Here is a 13,933-nt window from a genome sequence, read left to right on the forward strand (position 1 = left end):
GCCCTTTCGCCTCGCTCGTGGATAAATCTTGGTTCGCAGTCTGGTCCGTCATTTCGGAACCCCTAGCTTGCGCGGTCCAGCCCGGAGGCCAGCGCGATAATGTTTTCTTCGGTCAGTCGGTCGCCTTCAACCTGTCCGGTAATCCGCCCTTCGCACATCACCAGAACGCGGTCGCACAACCCGATCACCTCGGGCAGTTCGGACGACACCACGATCACCCCGACACCCTGATCGGCAAAGCGGCGAAGCAGGGCGTGGATTTCACTTTTTGCGCCCACATCGACGCCGCGTGTGGGTTCATCAAGGATAATGACATCCGGCTCCGCCGTCAGCAGCTTGGCAATCGCCCACTTTTTGCTGATTGCCACCAGACAGAGAGGATACAGGATCGTCCATTCCACCCGATTTCAAATTAAGATCATCCGTCAAGCGCTTGGCCTGACATACTTCTTTCTTGCGATCCATCATTCCAAGCGGCGTGGAAACCTGCGGCAGCTTCAGCGCCGACACGTTCTGCGCGATCGACAGATCAAGAAATACCCCTGCGCCCTTTCGATCCTCGGACAGGTAGACAAGGCCGCTATCGACGGCATCGCTGTAACTTCGGGGGGAAAGCGACTGGCCATTGAGTGCTACGTCACCAGATACGCGCTTTCGCAAGCCGCAGACGGTCTGCACCAGTTCTGAACGCCCCGCACCGATCAGGCCCGCGATTCCCAGGATTTCGCCTTTGCACAAGGTGAAGCTGGCATCGAAGACGCGCTGCCCATCCGATACGCGATCCACCGTCAGAATAGCGTTTCCCGCCGGACCCGCGAGCTTTCGCGGATACATATGAGTCATTTCCCGACCGACGAGCGCGTTGACGATCTGCTCAGGTGTCGTGTCGGTCACGGGGCTGTCCATCACATAGCGGCCGTCGCGCATGACGGTCACGTGGTCGCAGTGTTCGAAAACTTCGGCCATGCGGTGCGATATGAAGATGATCGCAATCCCGCGTTTCTTCAATTGGTACATGATGCGGAACAGAGCATCGGTTTCCCGTTCGGTGAGCGCGGCGGTCGGTTCATCCATGATGAGGATTCGGCAGTCCAGCGTGAGGGCTTTCGCGATTTCGACCACCTGCTGGTTCGAGATGCTCAAGTCACCAAGCATTGCGTCCGGATCGATATCGGCCAGCAGATGCAGGACCTTCATCGCGTCCTGACGGACCTTTCGGTAGTTCACGAAAAAGCTGCGCGACGCGTTGATTTTCGCCATGCAGACATTTTCGGCGACCGTCGCGTCGGGACACAGTGCAATTTCCTGATGCACGAATCCGATACCGGCTTTTTGTGCCTCCAAAGGCGAGGTGAAACGCGCTTCGGAACCATCAAGCAGCATGCGTCCCTGATCGGCTTGCACGATCCCGTCGACCACTTTCATAAGGGTGGATTTACCGGCGCCGTTTTCTCCGGCCAGTGCGTGGATCTCTCCCGGGCGCAGGCGGAAGTTGACACCGTCGAGCGCACGCACCGGGCCGAAGCTCTTGGCGATGCCGTCAAGTTCCAGAACGTAGGGGCTGGTCATCTCATATCTCCGACGGGTGGGGTGCGGCGTAAGCCACACCCCGAACCCTTCTTACTCGTTGATGCCCTTTGTTCCACGACGCTCCAGATACGCGTCCCAGTAAAAATCATCAGCATTGTCGGCAGTGATGATCGAAAAGCCGTTGTCCAGCACCGGGATACCCATCGGGTTGAAGCCCGATCTTGCATGATCGTTCATCGGATCGATCAGTTCAGGGTGCGCGGCCATCCACAGAAGCATGAAGCCCCAGTATCCTTGCGCGCCCTGGTTGGGGTTCACAGCCGCGAAAATCTGGCCTTCCTTGATCATGTCGAGGATCTTGCCGTTCACATCGGCATTCGCGATCTTGATGTCCTTGCCGCTTTCCTGAACCGCTTGGGCTGCACCCAGAGCAGAGTTGGCTTCGGGCATCCAGATCGCGTCAAGCTCCGGATGGGCCTGGATCATCGACAGTGTCGCATTATAGGCCTTGTTGGGGTCCTGGTTGGATGCGGCCCGCGCAACGAGCTCCATATCCGGCCAATTCTCTTCCATCCGGTTGATGAAGGCTGAAATGCGCAGGTCGTGGTTGTCCTGACCCGGGTTTTCCAGCACGGCATATTGTCCCTCGCCACCCATGGCTTCGGCAATCGCATCGGCGACGAACGTCCCCTCACGCGTGTTGTCGGATGTGATGTAGGAAACACGTTTGGAGTTCGGGGAATCTGCGGCAAAGGTCACGACCGGGATGCCCTGATCGACGGCACGGTTGATTGGTTCGATAAACGGGTCCGAGTTCATCGGATGAACCATGATGCCTGCGGGCTTCTTGGCCAGAACCTGCTCGAAGCTTGCGAGCTGCTGGTTCACATCATAGGCCGGGGTGCCGGTATATTCGGTTTCACAGCCAAATTGCTGGGCGGCCTGTTTGAACATCTCATAGACGGGGAACCAGTATTCGACCCCGGACACCATGACATTCATCACATAGGTTTCGCCCGGTTCGCACTGGAATGGCGAGCCATTGGCATGAGCGGGGATAGCAGATGCGGCGAAGGCCGCACCCGCGAGTGCTGTCGCGAGCGTTTTCATAATTCCTCCCTGTGGCGCTTGGCCATCGGTTTGTTGGGGAAGCTGTGTGGTCACAGCCGTCCGGTGAGGCACCGATCCTCCTTCGGTAACCTGCACACAGCTTTGCGAGTTCGATCTCTTCTGTCAATATATTCCATAAAAAGAAATATATTTCGCAATTGAGCGGATAGAACAAATCTGAACGACAAAACCGTCCGGGTCGATTTGACAGGACCAGCCCGGTTCCTCGACAGCAGGATCGCGGCGTAAGCTTAGATTGCAGGCAGGATGTAGTCGGGGACGATCCCGGATAAGTTCAGGGCGCGGTCGATATCCATGTCCTTGAGTGATCCGTGGTTTGTGACCAAAGCAGTTGCGAATCCCATATTCTGGCCACCCAGAACATCGGTGTGCAGGGTGTCCCCCACCATCAGCACCCTGGATGGATCAAACGGATGGGGCAAACGGCCAAGGGCAAGTCGAAAAATCTCGGGGAAGGGCTTTCCGAGAAATCGTGGGCAAACTGGGGTATTGTCCGCAACTCTGTGTGCAAAGTAACCCGGTTCCAGCGACAGGCCATTCTCGCGCGGGGCGACGATATCCGGGTTGCCAACGAGAACATGACGCGGGTGTCGACGGAGTGTGGCTTCAAGCAGTGCTTGACGATGTTCGGTCCAACCCTGGGAGCCGATAAGCAAGAATCCCCGCGCAGCATCATAGTGCGCAGGATCATCGGCAAGTAAAAGGGGGGCGCTGACGAAGTCGTCGAACGGGTGCTCTTCACCCAGAATCATGGCGAAATCGGTTAGCTCCTGCTCTGCTATCGCCTGAATCAGTGCTTCCCTGCTTGATGTGACCTCATCTGGCTGGAAGTCGAACCCGAGCCGCTGATATCGCGCCATCATGACCGCCTTGGGGTAGCCTGCCGAGTTGGACACGACCATCACCAATTTGCCCAGACGACGAAGCGTAGCAATTGCGTCTATCGAACCGGGTATCGCGGCTTCGCCCACATTCAACACGCCATAGGCATCAAGGAAAATGGCATCGTAAGGGGCTGCAATCGCGGCAAGGTTCGGTGCCCATATGGCTTTGCCCGCACGGGAGCAATTCGGCAATCGTGGGCGCACTTGCTGATATCGCTCAAAAGCCCAGGAACTGCTTGATGAAATGGCGTCCATTACAGAAGGCGGCGGCGCAGTAGGGCGGACACGATCTCGCCGACCACGACAAGCGCAAGGATTGCCAGCAGAACCGTCGCGGCTTCGGGCCAGTTGAAGGTGTCTATCGCTCCCTGCAGGATGATCCCGATCCCCCCCGCGCCGACGAGGCCGAGAACCGTGGATTCGCGCAGGTTGATGTCCCATCGCAAGATAGCAACGGCCCAAAAGGTCGGCATGATTTGCGGCACGATGGCATAGGCGATGACCTTGAATCGGGATGCGCCGGTGGCCTCTAACGCTTCCACCGGGCGAGGGTCAATTTCCTCGATGGCTTCGCCAAGCAGCTTGCCGATGAAGCCGATGGAGCGGAACATGATTGCGACGATCCCAGCCACGACGCCGGGCCCGAAGATGGCAACGAAGAGAAGCGCCCAGATGATGGTGTTGATCGAACGCGATGATACCAGAATGAAACGCCCGAGCCAAAGCGTTGCGCGGTTGGGTGTTGTGTTCTGCGCAGCGAGCCAAGCAACCGGCAGCGATATGAACACCGCGAAGAAGGTGGCTATTGTGGCGATATTCACCGTTTCCCACAGCACCGCTAGGATCGAGGGCAGGTTTTCGGGGTCCGGCGGATACATCCGGGCGAACAGATCACCCATTTGCTGTGGCGCGTCCCAGACCCATGGCCAGATCACATCAATCGAGGTGATCGCCCATGCAATAACCAGCCCGGTGGCCAGAAATGCCGCGTAGCGCATCATGCGCTGGCGCGGGGTAAAACGGGCCCAGTCGTCGCGTCTCAAATCCGAAAGCGTCATATCCGTTTCCTGATCTGGCCGCTGACGGCCTCGCTGATGAGGATTGCGCCGACAATGACCATGGTGATGGCCAACGCGAAGTCATAATCGTAGCGCCCGAAGGCGTTCGCCAGCGTCGAGCCGATGCCGCCTGCACCGACAATACCCACGACTGCCGAGGCACGCAGATTGCTGTCCAGTTGATAAATCGTCAGCCCGACCTGTCGGGGCAGGATCTGCGGGAAGATCGCATAAACCAGCGTGGACAGGAACGGTGCGCCCGCAGCGCGCAGCGCTTCGACCTGGCCGAAATCGATCTCCTCGATCCGCTCGGCCAGCATCTTGGCGACAAAGCCGATGGAATAAACGATCAGTGTCAGCACACCGGCGAGGGGGCCGAACCCGACCGCTTTCACGAAGATGATCGCGACGATCACAGGATGGAAGCTGCGGGCAATGATGATGATCGCACGACCGAAGTAATAGATTGGCAAAGGTGCGATGTTCCTTGCGGCCATGAAAGCGATGGGGATCGACAGAAGTACACCCCCAAAAGTCGCGAGGATGGCGATTTTCAGGCTTTCCAGAAACCCGTCAATCAACAGGCCGCTGCGTTCGAAACTGGGCGGGAAGGCCCCGTTGAAGATGCGTTGAGCGCGGACAACGCCCTCGGTGACGCGCTCCCAATTGATCGGCAGGGTTGCCACTGTCCAGATGATGTAGGCGGAGAGACCAAGATAGACCGTCCACCGCAGCACAGGGTTGGCGATGAAGGGGGGCCTGCGCCATGTGTCGGGGCGGCTCATGACGCCTGCCTGGCGGGTTCGGCGGTGGCGCGATCGGCTGCCGGACTGCCGGAATAGATCTTCTCCATCGCATCTTCGTCCAGTTCGCCCGGCAAGCCATCGAAGATGATCCGGCCATAGCGCATTCCGACGATGCGGTCGGTGTATTGCTTGGCTTCGTTGACGTTGTGAATGTTGATCAGAACCGGCAGTGACAGTTCACGCGCCAGATCGCGCAGGAGCGCCATGATCTGTTCAGAGGTTTTGGGATCAAGCGACGCGGTGGGTTCGTCGGCCAACAGGATTTCCGGCTTCTGCATCAACGCACGAACGACACCGACGCGCTGGCGTTCGCCGCCGGACAATTCATCGGCACGCTTGTTCGCGTAATGCGCGATGCCGACGCGTTCCATAAGTTCGTATGCGCGGCGAATGTCCTCCTTGGGATATCTGCGGGTCACCGCCGCCCATGTGGAGATATATCCCAACCGACCCGATTGGACATTCTCCATCACCGTTAGCCGGTCCACAAGGTTGAAGCCCTGGAATACCATGCCGATGCGACGCCGTGCTTCGCGCAGGCGGCTGCCGTGCAGACCGGTCAATTCCAGACCGTTCAGTTCGATTGACCCCGAGGTTGGCTCGACCAGCTTGTTGATGCAGCGCAGCAGCGTGCTCTTGCCGGCGCCGGATGAGCCGATAATCGAGACAACGCTTTCGCCTTCGACCGTGAGATCAAGGTTTTTCAGGACCGGATCGCCACTTCCATAGCGTTTCACCAGATCTGTGATCTGAAGCATTCATTCCTCCGCAGAAAGGCCCGGCCCAATGGACCGGGCCTTCGACAGTTGTGTTGACCGGTTACTCGGCAGCCAAACCTTCGGGCGTGTATTCAACGCCGTTGGCTTTCTGGATTTCGCGGATCACCGCCCATTGGTCCTGATATGTGATGGGGATGAATTTGCTGACACCGGTGAATTCTTCGCCAAGCGCTGTTCCGGTGAAATCGAAGCTGAAGAAGGCTTCCTCAATCTTTTCTTTCAACTCGGGAGTGAGGTTGTGGGCGTAGGCGTATGACGTTGTCGGGAAAGGATCGCTTTCCCAGATGATACGCACTTCTTCGGGATCATACAGACCGCGTTCGGCCATGCGATCGACGACCTCGGATGCCACCGGTGCCGCGTCGTAGTCGCCGGCAACAACACCCAGCATCGATTGATCGTGCGAGCCGGAATAGGTGACCTCGTAGTCCTCATCCGGCGTCACACCGAGCGCAGGGAACAGGGCGCGCGGGGCAAGGTTGCCCGAATTCGACGTGGGCGACGTGTGCGCGATGCGCTTGCCTGCCAGATCGGGCATCTCCTGAATATCACTGTCGGCTTGCGTATAAACTTGCAGCGTGTAGCCGAAGCGACCGTCGTCAGACCCCATCAAGGCGAATGGCACCGCGCCCGCAAGGTTCACCGCGAAAGGTGTCGGACCTGTCGAGAAACCGGCGATATGCAGGCGGCCTGACCGCATTGCCTCGACTTCGGCAGAATTCGACTGAACGGCGAAAAACTGCACGTCTTTACCGGTGACCTCTTCGAGATGCTCAATGAAGGGGTTCCATATGTCTTCGTAGATCGCGGGATCCTCGACCGGCGTATACGCAAAGACCAGCGTGCCGGGATCATCCAGTTCGCTTTCGTCGCTGGGGGCGTCCGCCACCAAGTCGCCGTCAGCGTCACAATACATCGCATCCAGTTGTCCACGCTCAGCGCAGTCCTGCGCCAGCGCGGTGCCGGCCATGGCGAGCGTTGCAAGTATCGTTGTGCCGAAGAGATTCGTGCAATGCAGCATTGGTTCCTCCTCCCTAGGAATATGTTGCAAACAACAACATTCTTTTGTGGTTCTTGCAACATAAATGCGACAAAGCTGAGATAAGCTGCAACCATGCAGAGGGCAGGGCGATGCGGAAAGCAGATCGACAGGATCGGATACTGGACGAATTACGGTGGAAACCCCATGTCCGGGCAAATGAACTGGCGGCGCGCTTCGGTGTGTCGACCGAAACGATCCGGCGAGACCTGAAAAGCCTCAGTGAGGCGGGGATGCTCGAACGGGCCTATGGCGGTGCCTCGCCGCTGGCACCGGGTGGCTGGCCAACTCTTGACCAACGCAAGCTGGAACGCGTTGACGAACGCGAGCAGGTGGCTGCGCTGGCGGAAACGATTGTGTCAGATGGCGATACGCTGATGGTTGATGCCGGCTCGTCGACACTTGCGTTCGCTCGGCAAATTGCGAGTTCGGGCAAGCGGCTTCGCATTCTAACAAACAGTTTGCAAGTGGCGGCTGTTGCGGGTCAATCGCCCAAGATCGATGTAAAGATCTGTCCCGGTGACTTTCTGGCGAGTGAGGCGGCAGCTATCGGGCCGGAAACCGTGGACTTCGTGTTTCGCCACAATGTCTCGCTATGTGTTCTCGGTGCCTCCGCATTGAATGAGGACGGAATTAGCGAAACGGTGCCCGGATTTGCCCCGGTCAAGCGCGCAATGATCCAGGCCTCGGAGCGAGCTGTGTTCTTGCTGGATCACAGCAAGTTTGGCCGAGCACATCTGGATAGAGTCGCAGCGCCTCGGCCCGGTATGACGCTTTGTTTGGATAAGGCCCCACCTCGCACGTTGAATACAGCATGGATTGAACGGGGTGCGGAAATACTGGTGACAAGACCCTGATCCCGATTGGCAGGCGGCCATGGCCGGTCTCCTCAGCGGTGTGCTTGTGCAAAACCACTATTTAGGCCGGAGACCCGACAATGGCCACTCGCTGCGTCACATAAGGACTACGCAGGGGGCGATGAGCTCTCTGCGGCGCTCCTTCCGGACATGCTACGGTCCGAAGTTTGTTGTGCATGCACGTCCGGGACTGGATCGGCAGCGGCGGCGCCAAGACCACCAACGTCGAGCGAGGATCACAGGGGGCAATGGATACTACGAAAGCCGCAACGCCTGCTTCTGCGATGGGCTGCGGCAGAAGCAGGGGGCAAGATCCCCTTCTTGCCATACTTCATGTGCACTGTTGCACACAGGCTGCGCTCGTATCGACCTTTCTGTTTTCGCCGCGACAACCTAGATCGTGGCTGGAAATTCAAAGATGAGAACACGCCATGAATATCCTTCACATAGATAGCGCAATTACCGGAGATGCGTCGGTGTCGCGTCTGCTTACCGCCGAAATAGTCGCGAAGCTCAAGGCCGGGCGTCGTGACGCCACCGTGACTTACCGCGACCTTGCCGAGGGCGTGCCTGCCATCGATAATGACTGGTTTCACGCTGTCCGCCAATCGCCGGAGACCCCGACAGCCGATCAACAAGCGCTGATCGACGTTTCGGATCGTTTCTTGGCGGAAGTGAAAGACGCCGATGTGTTGGTGATTGGTTTGCCGATCTACAATTTCACGCTTACGGCGCAGTTGAAGAACTGGTTCGACCAGATCGCACGGGCTGGCATCAGCTTCCGCTATACGGCCGAAGGTCCCGAAGGGCTGATGAAAGGCAAACGCGCGATTGTCGCCTATGCCGCCGCGGGTACTCCGATCGGCTCTGAACTGGATTTTGCGTCCGGCTATATCCGTCACATGCTGGGGTTCATAGGCATCACGGATGTCGAGTTCGTTCCGGCCGACGGTCTTGCCTTTGACCGGGATGCCGGACTGGCACGCGCCCGGACTGCGTTGGACAAGATCGCAGCCTGATTGGCACAGGGGCCAAGGATTCGGGCTGACACATAATCCGCATGTGGGGTGTTTCCTGACCTCTCATGCGGCTGGCCCGCGGCGATAATCGGCGGCGTCGATGACGGTGTAGGGCGAAGCAGCGGAAGCGATTGTGCCCGACAGGTTCGGGGGCCCGGAACGATTTGTTAATTATGCCACACGTGGTTCAATCGTCGCACGATGGCTTGTCGCGTCGCAGTGGAAATTTCGATCGACTGCTCCGAAAGCTGGAACAAACCGTGCAAATGGTACGTCCCCCAAGCAAGCGGTCATCGTTTGCTCACTGCATTCCTCTTATCCAAGTTTATATCACACCGCGTCGGATCGCCTCTGCGACGGCCTGTACCCTGTTGGCGGCATCCAATTTCAAGGTGATTTCCTGGACCCGGCGTTTGACCGTGATTTCTGTCATGGCCAATTGATCTGCGATGTCTTGTGATCTTCCCCCCGCCGCCAGAATGCGCAGCATTTGTACGTCACGTGGACTAAGACCACTGTCACGGCGGATCTGCTGCGTGGCAACGCGGCGGTATTCTTCCATCATGGTTGCGATCAGTTCATGCGACAGTGTGCGTTCGCCGCGGTGCACGGCGCGAATGGCGGATGCCAGCGTTTCGTAGGAATTGGACTTCAGCAGGTAGGCGTCGGCCTGCGCCGCCAAGGCACCGAGAAGGTATTCCTTGTCCTCGTAGGTCGACAGTACCACGCATCCCGGTGGCGAAGGCAGGCTCTTCAGCCGTCGCACGAGTTGAATGCCATCTAGCCCGCCCAACCGGATATCGACGGTTACCACATCGGGACGCATGCGAGGAGCAAGCTCCAGCGCCTCCGCGGCATTGGCGGCCTCGGCAATGACGGTAATATCGCCTTCGTCCTCCAGGACGCTGCGCACGCCCTGACGAAAGATCTGATGATCATCAATGATCATGGCGCGAATGGTCATGCTGCAGTGCTCTCCGGGCTGAGTGTAAAGACAATTTTGGTTCCTCGGCCGGGTCTGGTTTCGAGGATCAGCTCGCCCCCGACGGAACGCGATCGTTCTCGCATACCAACCAGTCCGAGGCCCGGTTCGTCGGTGTCTTCGACGAAACCACGCCCGTCATCCGCGACGCTCACCTGCAACTCGTTGTTGTTGAAATCGATTGCCACCCCGAGATGCGCGGCGCCGGAATGGCGAACGCAGTTCTGGCACGCCTCCTGCACGATCCGGTAGATGGCCAGCTCGACCTCCGGCGCGAGCGTCACCGGCGTGCCCCGGACGTCGAAGGACAGGTCGATCCCGACATGCCGCCTGATTGCGGAGGTATGATTGTCCAGCGCAGCTACGAGGCCCATCTCGTCCAGCAGGGTTGGACGCAGCGCGTAGATGATCTGCTTCATTTCGTGATGAGAGTCGTCAAGCGTCTTTTGGCACTCCAGAATCCTCTGCTCCAGCTTGGGATCCTCGCCGACACGCCGGCGAATGCTTTGTAGCTGGTATGTCGCCGCCAGGATCGACTGGGCCACGCTGTCGTGTAGCTCATAGGCAATACGTTGGCGTTCGGATTCCTGTATCTGCACCAAGCGGCGGCAGAGCAGGCGCAGTTCTTCGGCCTTGGCACTGATATCCTGATGGGCAAGTTCCAATTGTCGGGTGCGCTGCGCAACCTCGCGTTCCAGGCCGCTGCTCAGGTGGCGCGCGCGCTCGAACAGGCGGGCGTTTTCTATGGCCACAACGGCCTGCTCCGAGAAGGCCCTGAGTATGCGCGCATGGTCTGCCGTAAAGAAATCCGGTTCGGGCCAGTCCACGCAGAGCCACCCGACGCAATCACGCCCGTGAACCAGCGGCACGGCGAGCCATGACACGATCTGTTCGGTGCCGGGATGCCACGACCATTGCTTTTCGCGCCGCACGTCTTGGATTACAAGTGTTTCGTGCTGTTCGATCACGGGGCGCGACAGAGGGGCGGAATTCGGCGCGAAGCTGTGACTCATCACCCGCGCGTTGTCGGGAAAGCCCACTGCAGCAACGGCGCGCATCAGACCGTCCTCGCCCTGCAGGGTGACGCGGCTGCCGCGGTAGGGCACGACGCGGCGCAGTTCGCGCAACACCGCGCCGAGCACATGATCCTGCTCCAGCTTTGAGGAAATGATACGCGACACGTCGGCCAGTGTATCCGACAGCTCCCGCTCGCGCCGCTCGGCGGCAAACAACCGGTGCTGTTCGATGGCGGGAGCGATCTGATCTGCGATCGTCTGTAGCAGGACCACATCCTCGCGGGGAAATGCGCTGTAGATGTCGCTTTGAATGTCCAGCACACCAATCACGCGTTGACCAAGACGCAGGGGCAGGGCCAGCTCGGATCGTGTATCCGGCAGAAGGCTGTTGGGCGCGAAATGAGCATCGCTGCGCACATCGGGCGAGTTCCACAGCCGTCCCGACTGTGCCACCCGACCGATGATCCCGTGGCCCAGGGTGGCCGAGCATCCCGCAACGGCGAGCTTCTCCGCATACGGGCCGTCCGCATGCGCAAGTTCGACGCGGCTTGTGTCGTCGTCCGTCAGCAGCAACTGGATGTGTTCGTAGCCCAGGGATTGCCGGATCAGCCGTGTGATTTCGCGAAACAACAGACTGCGGTCATGAATGGTCGTCATCTGCTGACCGAGTTGATGGATCAGCGACAAATGTCCCCGTATATGCGCGATCTGGCGCGCGTGACTCGCCACATCGAGAAAGCCCACCAGATCATCTGCCGCGAGTTCAGCCAATTCAGCGGCATTCTCGGTAGAGCCAGCCGCACGAGGTATCGCAATGATGAGTGCTCCGACTTGAGCCTCGATCGACAGCAATGGTGCGACGACCAATTTGTCGCCACTTGCCAGAGCCCGTTTGCGAACAACCTCTGGTGCGAAGTTGCCCAGTGAGGATCTCAGATCCGTGAGAAGTCGGCGCATGCTATCGGGAGCCGGACCTCTGATAGTCAGTTGGCTGGCGCGCCCGCTGCCAAGCACCAGCGCCCCCCAGCTAGCACCGGCGACACGCAAGGCCCGGTCCAGCCGTGCTGTCAAACCTGAGCGTTCAGCCTCTTCCAGACCGACGGCGCCGATCCGCTGAAGGCGTGAGGCGTGAAGGCCCTCATCGTCATCGCGAAAACGAGGGTGCGCGGCCAGTGTCCCTTCAGGCAGTTCGGTTTCCGTGATAACTAGGCCCATTGGCCTATGCGATTGTGTTGTTCATCCATGTTCTGTTGTTCGCAGCCCATTAGTTTCATGCGGCCCTGATATGAACTGTCCCAGATCAGGCGTCTCAGAAAGCCTGCCATCCTTGAACTAAGTTTGTCCACGCCGGAAAGTTCTGGCGACCTTACCTGCGCACTCTTTTCCGACATAGGCGCTGTGTGCGTTGCGGTATTGAAGATCAGACACGCGAAGACAAAACGCGCAGTCTGGGTCCACGATGACCAAATCCGCATCGCTTCCGGGACGGGCGGTTCCCATACGCGGATATATCCCCATGATCCTGGCCGGGCTGGTGCTTATCATCCCGGCAAGATAGGGTAGCGAGAGACCGTGTCGCACTACACCTTCGGTCAACATCGCGGACAGCACCGACTGGAGGTCCGAAATCCAGCCCCAGAGCATGTAATCGACGAGGCTTTGGTCTGGCCTGACTTTCAGGGCCAGCGCCTGTGTATTAACCGTCGGCGGTACGGCGTTGAGGGGCATCTCGACGGTAGTGCCGTCGTCCATCAGCGGGCTGCCCGAAAAAATCCTGTCGTCGGACATCAGCCTGGTGTTGCGCAGATAGGTGTCGGCGCTGGCCATGATCATTCCATCCCGATCAACCGCGCGGGGTTAGTGGCCGTCATCAGTCGCACTTCTTCGATGGAGAAACCGAAATACAGCAGCATCGAGATCATCATCCGCATCCCTTCGATCGGCGAGGGGAGGACGCGAATGCCGTAATCGGTTGCAAGGACGAACTGCTCCGGGCCGACATCGCGGATTCCCTGTAACCATCGCATAGCCTTGCCGTGTACGACGGAATGCATATCCATCAGTTCCCGTTCGACGTAGTAATGTGTATGCGGCATCGCTGGGCCGCCGAAGTCAACAGCACAGGCTTCGAGAAACACACCTTTCTGAGCCAGAGATTTTTGTTCGTCAACTGACAGGAGCGTCCGGGCAGGGTGCGCGACAAGCACTTTTTCGATCCCCGCCGCCTGTGCCAGTTCGACGATCCGCAGGGCCTCGGGGCCTGACACGTGACCGGTGTTCAGATAGACCTCGGGCCGCTCGGCCACCATGTCCAGGATCTCCTTGAGCGCATCAGGCACCGGACCGTCGAGTGGAATGCGGATGGCGCGCTCCAGCTCCCTTTCCCGGAAGCCGGGGATGGCATCCTTGAACGGCACGAGTTCGCCATCGACGAACGCCGACTCCGCCATCGCCGAATGGTGTGTGCAGTGCGATCCGAAACTGATCATCCGACACCCATCGCCGAGATTCAGTGCAGTGCGCACAGCGCGCGGGTTCATCCCGTCATGACAGGAGTTCATCAGGTAGCCGCCATAGGTCCGGAAATCCTTCATGTAGCGGTTGACCATCCAGGCCGTGCCCGAAGCCCATCCGAATACATCGTAGTACAGGATGCTCCGCAGCCCCGCATCCCGCGCCATCTGTGCAACCTGTATCGGGTCGAAATGACCGGGATTGGACCGAAGCACCGGCCCCGCGTGAACGTGACTGTCGATTGCGCCGACGAGCAATTCGTCGGGCAGTTCCATCGTGCGTCCGTAGAAGGGTTCGTAAGTTGCCATCCCGTGCCTC

Annotated in this window: 12 protein-coding genes and 1 pseudogene; 2 read left to right on the plus strand and 11 right to left on the minus strand. The window is 58.8% G+C overall.

All coding sequences use genetic code 11. The features are described 5' to 3' along the window. Nucleotides 1–62 precede the first annotated feature (62 nt). From FPZ52_RS12485 to phnD, 7 genes and pseudogenes are all read right to left on the minus strand, one after another. Nucleotides 63–1,569 (minus strand): annotated as a pseudogene (locus tag FPZ52_RS12485) (sugar ABC transporter ATP-binding protein). A gap of 51 nt (nt 1,570–1,620) precedes the next feature. Beyond that, nucleotides 1,621–2,640 (minus strand): substrate-binding domain-containing protein, encoded by a 1,020-nt coding sequence (locus tag FPZ52_RS12490; RefSeq protein ID WP_146365935.1) that lies wholly within the window; start codon nt 2,638–2,640, stop codon nt 1,621–1,623. A 251-nt stretch (nt 2,641–2,891) separates the two neighbouring features. Then, nucleotides 2,892–3,737: an HAD-IIA family hydrolase gene (locus tag FPZ52_RS12495; protein ID WP_240804438.1), complete on the minus strand. Its 846-nt coding sequence runs from the start codon at nt 3,735–3,737 to the stop codon at nt 2,892–2,894. 62 nt (nt 3,738–3,799) lie between these two features. Then, on the minus strand, nt 3,800–4,603 hold the full coding sequence (phnE, locus tag FPZ52_RS12500) for a phosphonate ABC transporter, permease protein PhnE (protein ID WP_146365937.1): 804 nt from the start codon (nt 4,601–4,603) through the stop codon (nt 3,800–3,802). Then, entirely contained in the window at nt 4,600–5,388 is a 789-nt protein-coding gene (gene phnE / locus FPZ52_RS12505; protein ID WP_146365938.1) for a phosphonate ABC transporter, permease protein PhnE, read from the minus strand. The genes phnE (FPZ52_RS12500) and phnE (FPZ52_RS12505) overlap by 4 nt, the downstream gene beginning before the upstream one ends. Further along, the gene (gene phnC / locus FPZ52_RS12510; protein ID WP_146365939.1) at nt 5,385–6,167 is read right to left on the minus strand and encodes a phosphonate ABC transporter ATP-binding protein; all 783 of its coding nucleotides are present in this window, start codon (nt 6,165–6,167) and stop codon (nt 5,385–5,387) included. Before phnC ends, phnE (FPZ52_RS12505) begins: the two co-directional genes overlap by 4 nt. 61 nt (nt 6,168–6,228) lie before the next feature. Continuing rightward, nucleotides 6,229–7,158, minus strand: coding sequence for a phosphate/phosphite/phosphonate ABC transporter substrate-binding protein (gene phnD, locus FPZ52_RS12515; RefSeq protein ID WP_420851720.1), 930 nt, complete (start codon nt 7,156–7,158; stop codon nt 6,229–6,231). Nucleotides 7,159–7,319: 161 nt separating this feature from the next. On the opposite strand from phnD, the gene FPZ52_RS12520 reads away from it, so the two are divergent. Beyond that, the gene (locus FPZ52_RS12520) at nt 7,320–8,084 is read left to right on the plus strand and encodes a DeoR/GlpR family DNA-binding transcription regulator (protein WP_146365941.1); all 765 of its coding nucleotides are present in this window, start codon (nt 7,320–7,322) and stop codon (nt 8,082–8,084) included. Between the two features lie 431 nt (nt 8,085–8,515). Then, the gene (locus FPZ52_RS12525; protein WP_146365942.1) at nt 8,516–9,103 is read left to right on the plus strand and encodes an FMN-dependent NADH-azoreductase; all 588 of its coding nucleotides are present in this window, start codon (nt 8,516–8,518) and stop codon (nt 9,101–9,103) included. A gap of 325 nt (nt 9,104–9,428) precedes the next feature. Here the strand turns inward: FPZ52_RS12525 and FPZ52_RS12530 are convergent, their stop codons facing one another. From FPZ52_RS12530 to FPZ52_RS12545, 4 genes are all read right to left on the minus strand, one after another. Continuing rightward, nucleotides 9,429–10,067, minus strand: a complete 639-nt coding sequence (locus FPZ52_RS12530; protein WP_146365943.1) for a response regulator transcription factor — start codon at nt 10,065–10,067, stop codon at nt 9,429–9,431. Further along, on the minus strand, nt 10,064–12,316 hold the full coding sequence (locus FPZ52_RS12535) for a GAF domain-containing sensor histidine kinase (protein ID WP_146365944.1): 2,253 nt from the start codon (nt 12,314–12,316) through the stop codon (nt 10,064–10,066). The genes FPZ52_RS12530 and FPZ52_RS12535 overlap by 4 nt, the downstream gene beginning before the upstream one ends. A gap of 117 nt (nt 12,317–12,433) precedes the next feature. Next, nucleotides 12,434–12,928, minus strand: coding sequence for an amidohydrolase family protein (locus FPZ52_RS12540; protein ID WP_168201348.1), 495 nt, complete (start codon nt 12,926–12,928; stop codon nt 12,434–12,436). Nucleotides 12,929–12,930: 2 nt separating this feature from the next. After that, nucleotides 12,931–13,923 carry a DUF6282 family protein gene (locus tag FPZ52_RS12545; protein ID WP_146365946.1) on the minus strand — a complete coding sequence of 331 codons (993 nt, stop codon included), beginning with the start codon at nt 13,921–13,923 and terminating at the stop codon, nt 12,931–12,933. Nucleotides 13,924–13,933: the final 10 nt, after the last annotated feature.

The organism is Qingshengfaniella alkalisoli (genome assembly GCF_007855645.1).
Taxonomy (GTDB): Bacteria; Pseudomonadota; Alphaproteobacteria; order Rhodobacterales; family Rhodobacteraceae; genus Qingshengfaniella; species Qingshengfaniella alkalisoli.

Bases quoted from the DNA above. Each gene is read 5' to 3' on its own strand.
- FPZ52_RS12490 (WP_146365935.1), bottom strand. From the start codon at position 2,640: ATGAAAACGCTCGCGACAGCACTCGCGGGTGCGGCCTTCGCCGCATCT.
- phnE (WP_146365937.1), bottom strand. From the start codon at position 4,603: ATGACGCTTTCGGATTTGAGACGCGACGACTGGGCCCGTTTTACCCCG.
- phnE (WP_146365938.1), bottom strand. From the start codon at position 5,388: ATGAGCCGCCCCGACACATGGCGCAGGCCCCCCTTCATCGCCAACCCT.
- phnC (WP_146365939.1), bottom strand. From the start codon at position 6,167: ATGCTTCAGATCACAGATCTGGTGAAACGCTATGGAAGTGGCGATCCG.
- phnD (WP_420851720.1), bottom strand. From the start codon at position 7,158: ATGGCCGGCACCGCGCTGGCGCAGGACTGCGCTGAGCGTGGACAACTG.
- FPZ52_RS12520 (WP_146365941.1), top strand. From the start codon at position 7,320: ATGCGGAAAGCAGATCGACAGGATCGGATACTGGACGAATTACGGTGG.
- FPZ52_RS12525 (WP_146365942.1), top strand. From the start codon at position 8,516: ATGAATATCCTTCACATAGATAGCGCAATTACCGGAGATGCGTCGGTG.
- FPZ52_RS12530 (WP_146365943.1), bottom strand. From the start codon at position 10,067: ATGACCATTCGCGCCATGATCATTGATGATCATCAGATCTTTCGTCAG.
- FPZ52_RS12535 (WP_146365944.1), bottom strand. From the start codon at position 12,316: ATGGGCCTAGTTATCACGGAAACCGAACTGCCTGAAGGGACACTGGCC.
- FPZ52_RS12540 (WP_168201348.1), bottom strand. From the start codon at position 12,928: ATGGCCAGCGCCGACACCTATCTGCGCAACACCAGGCTGATGTCCGAC.
- FPZ52_RS12545 (WP_146365946.1), bottom strand. From the start codon at position 13,923: ATGGCAACTTACGAACCCTTCTACGGACGCACGATGGAACTGCCCGAC.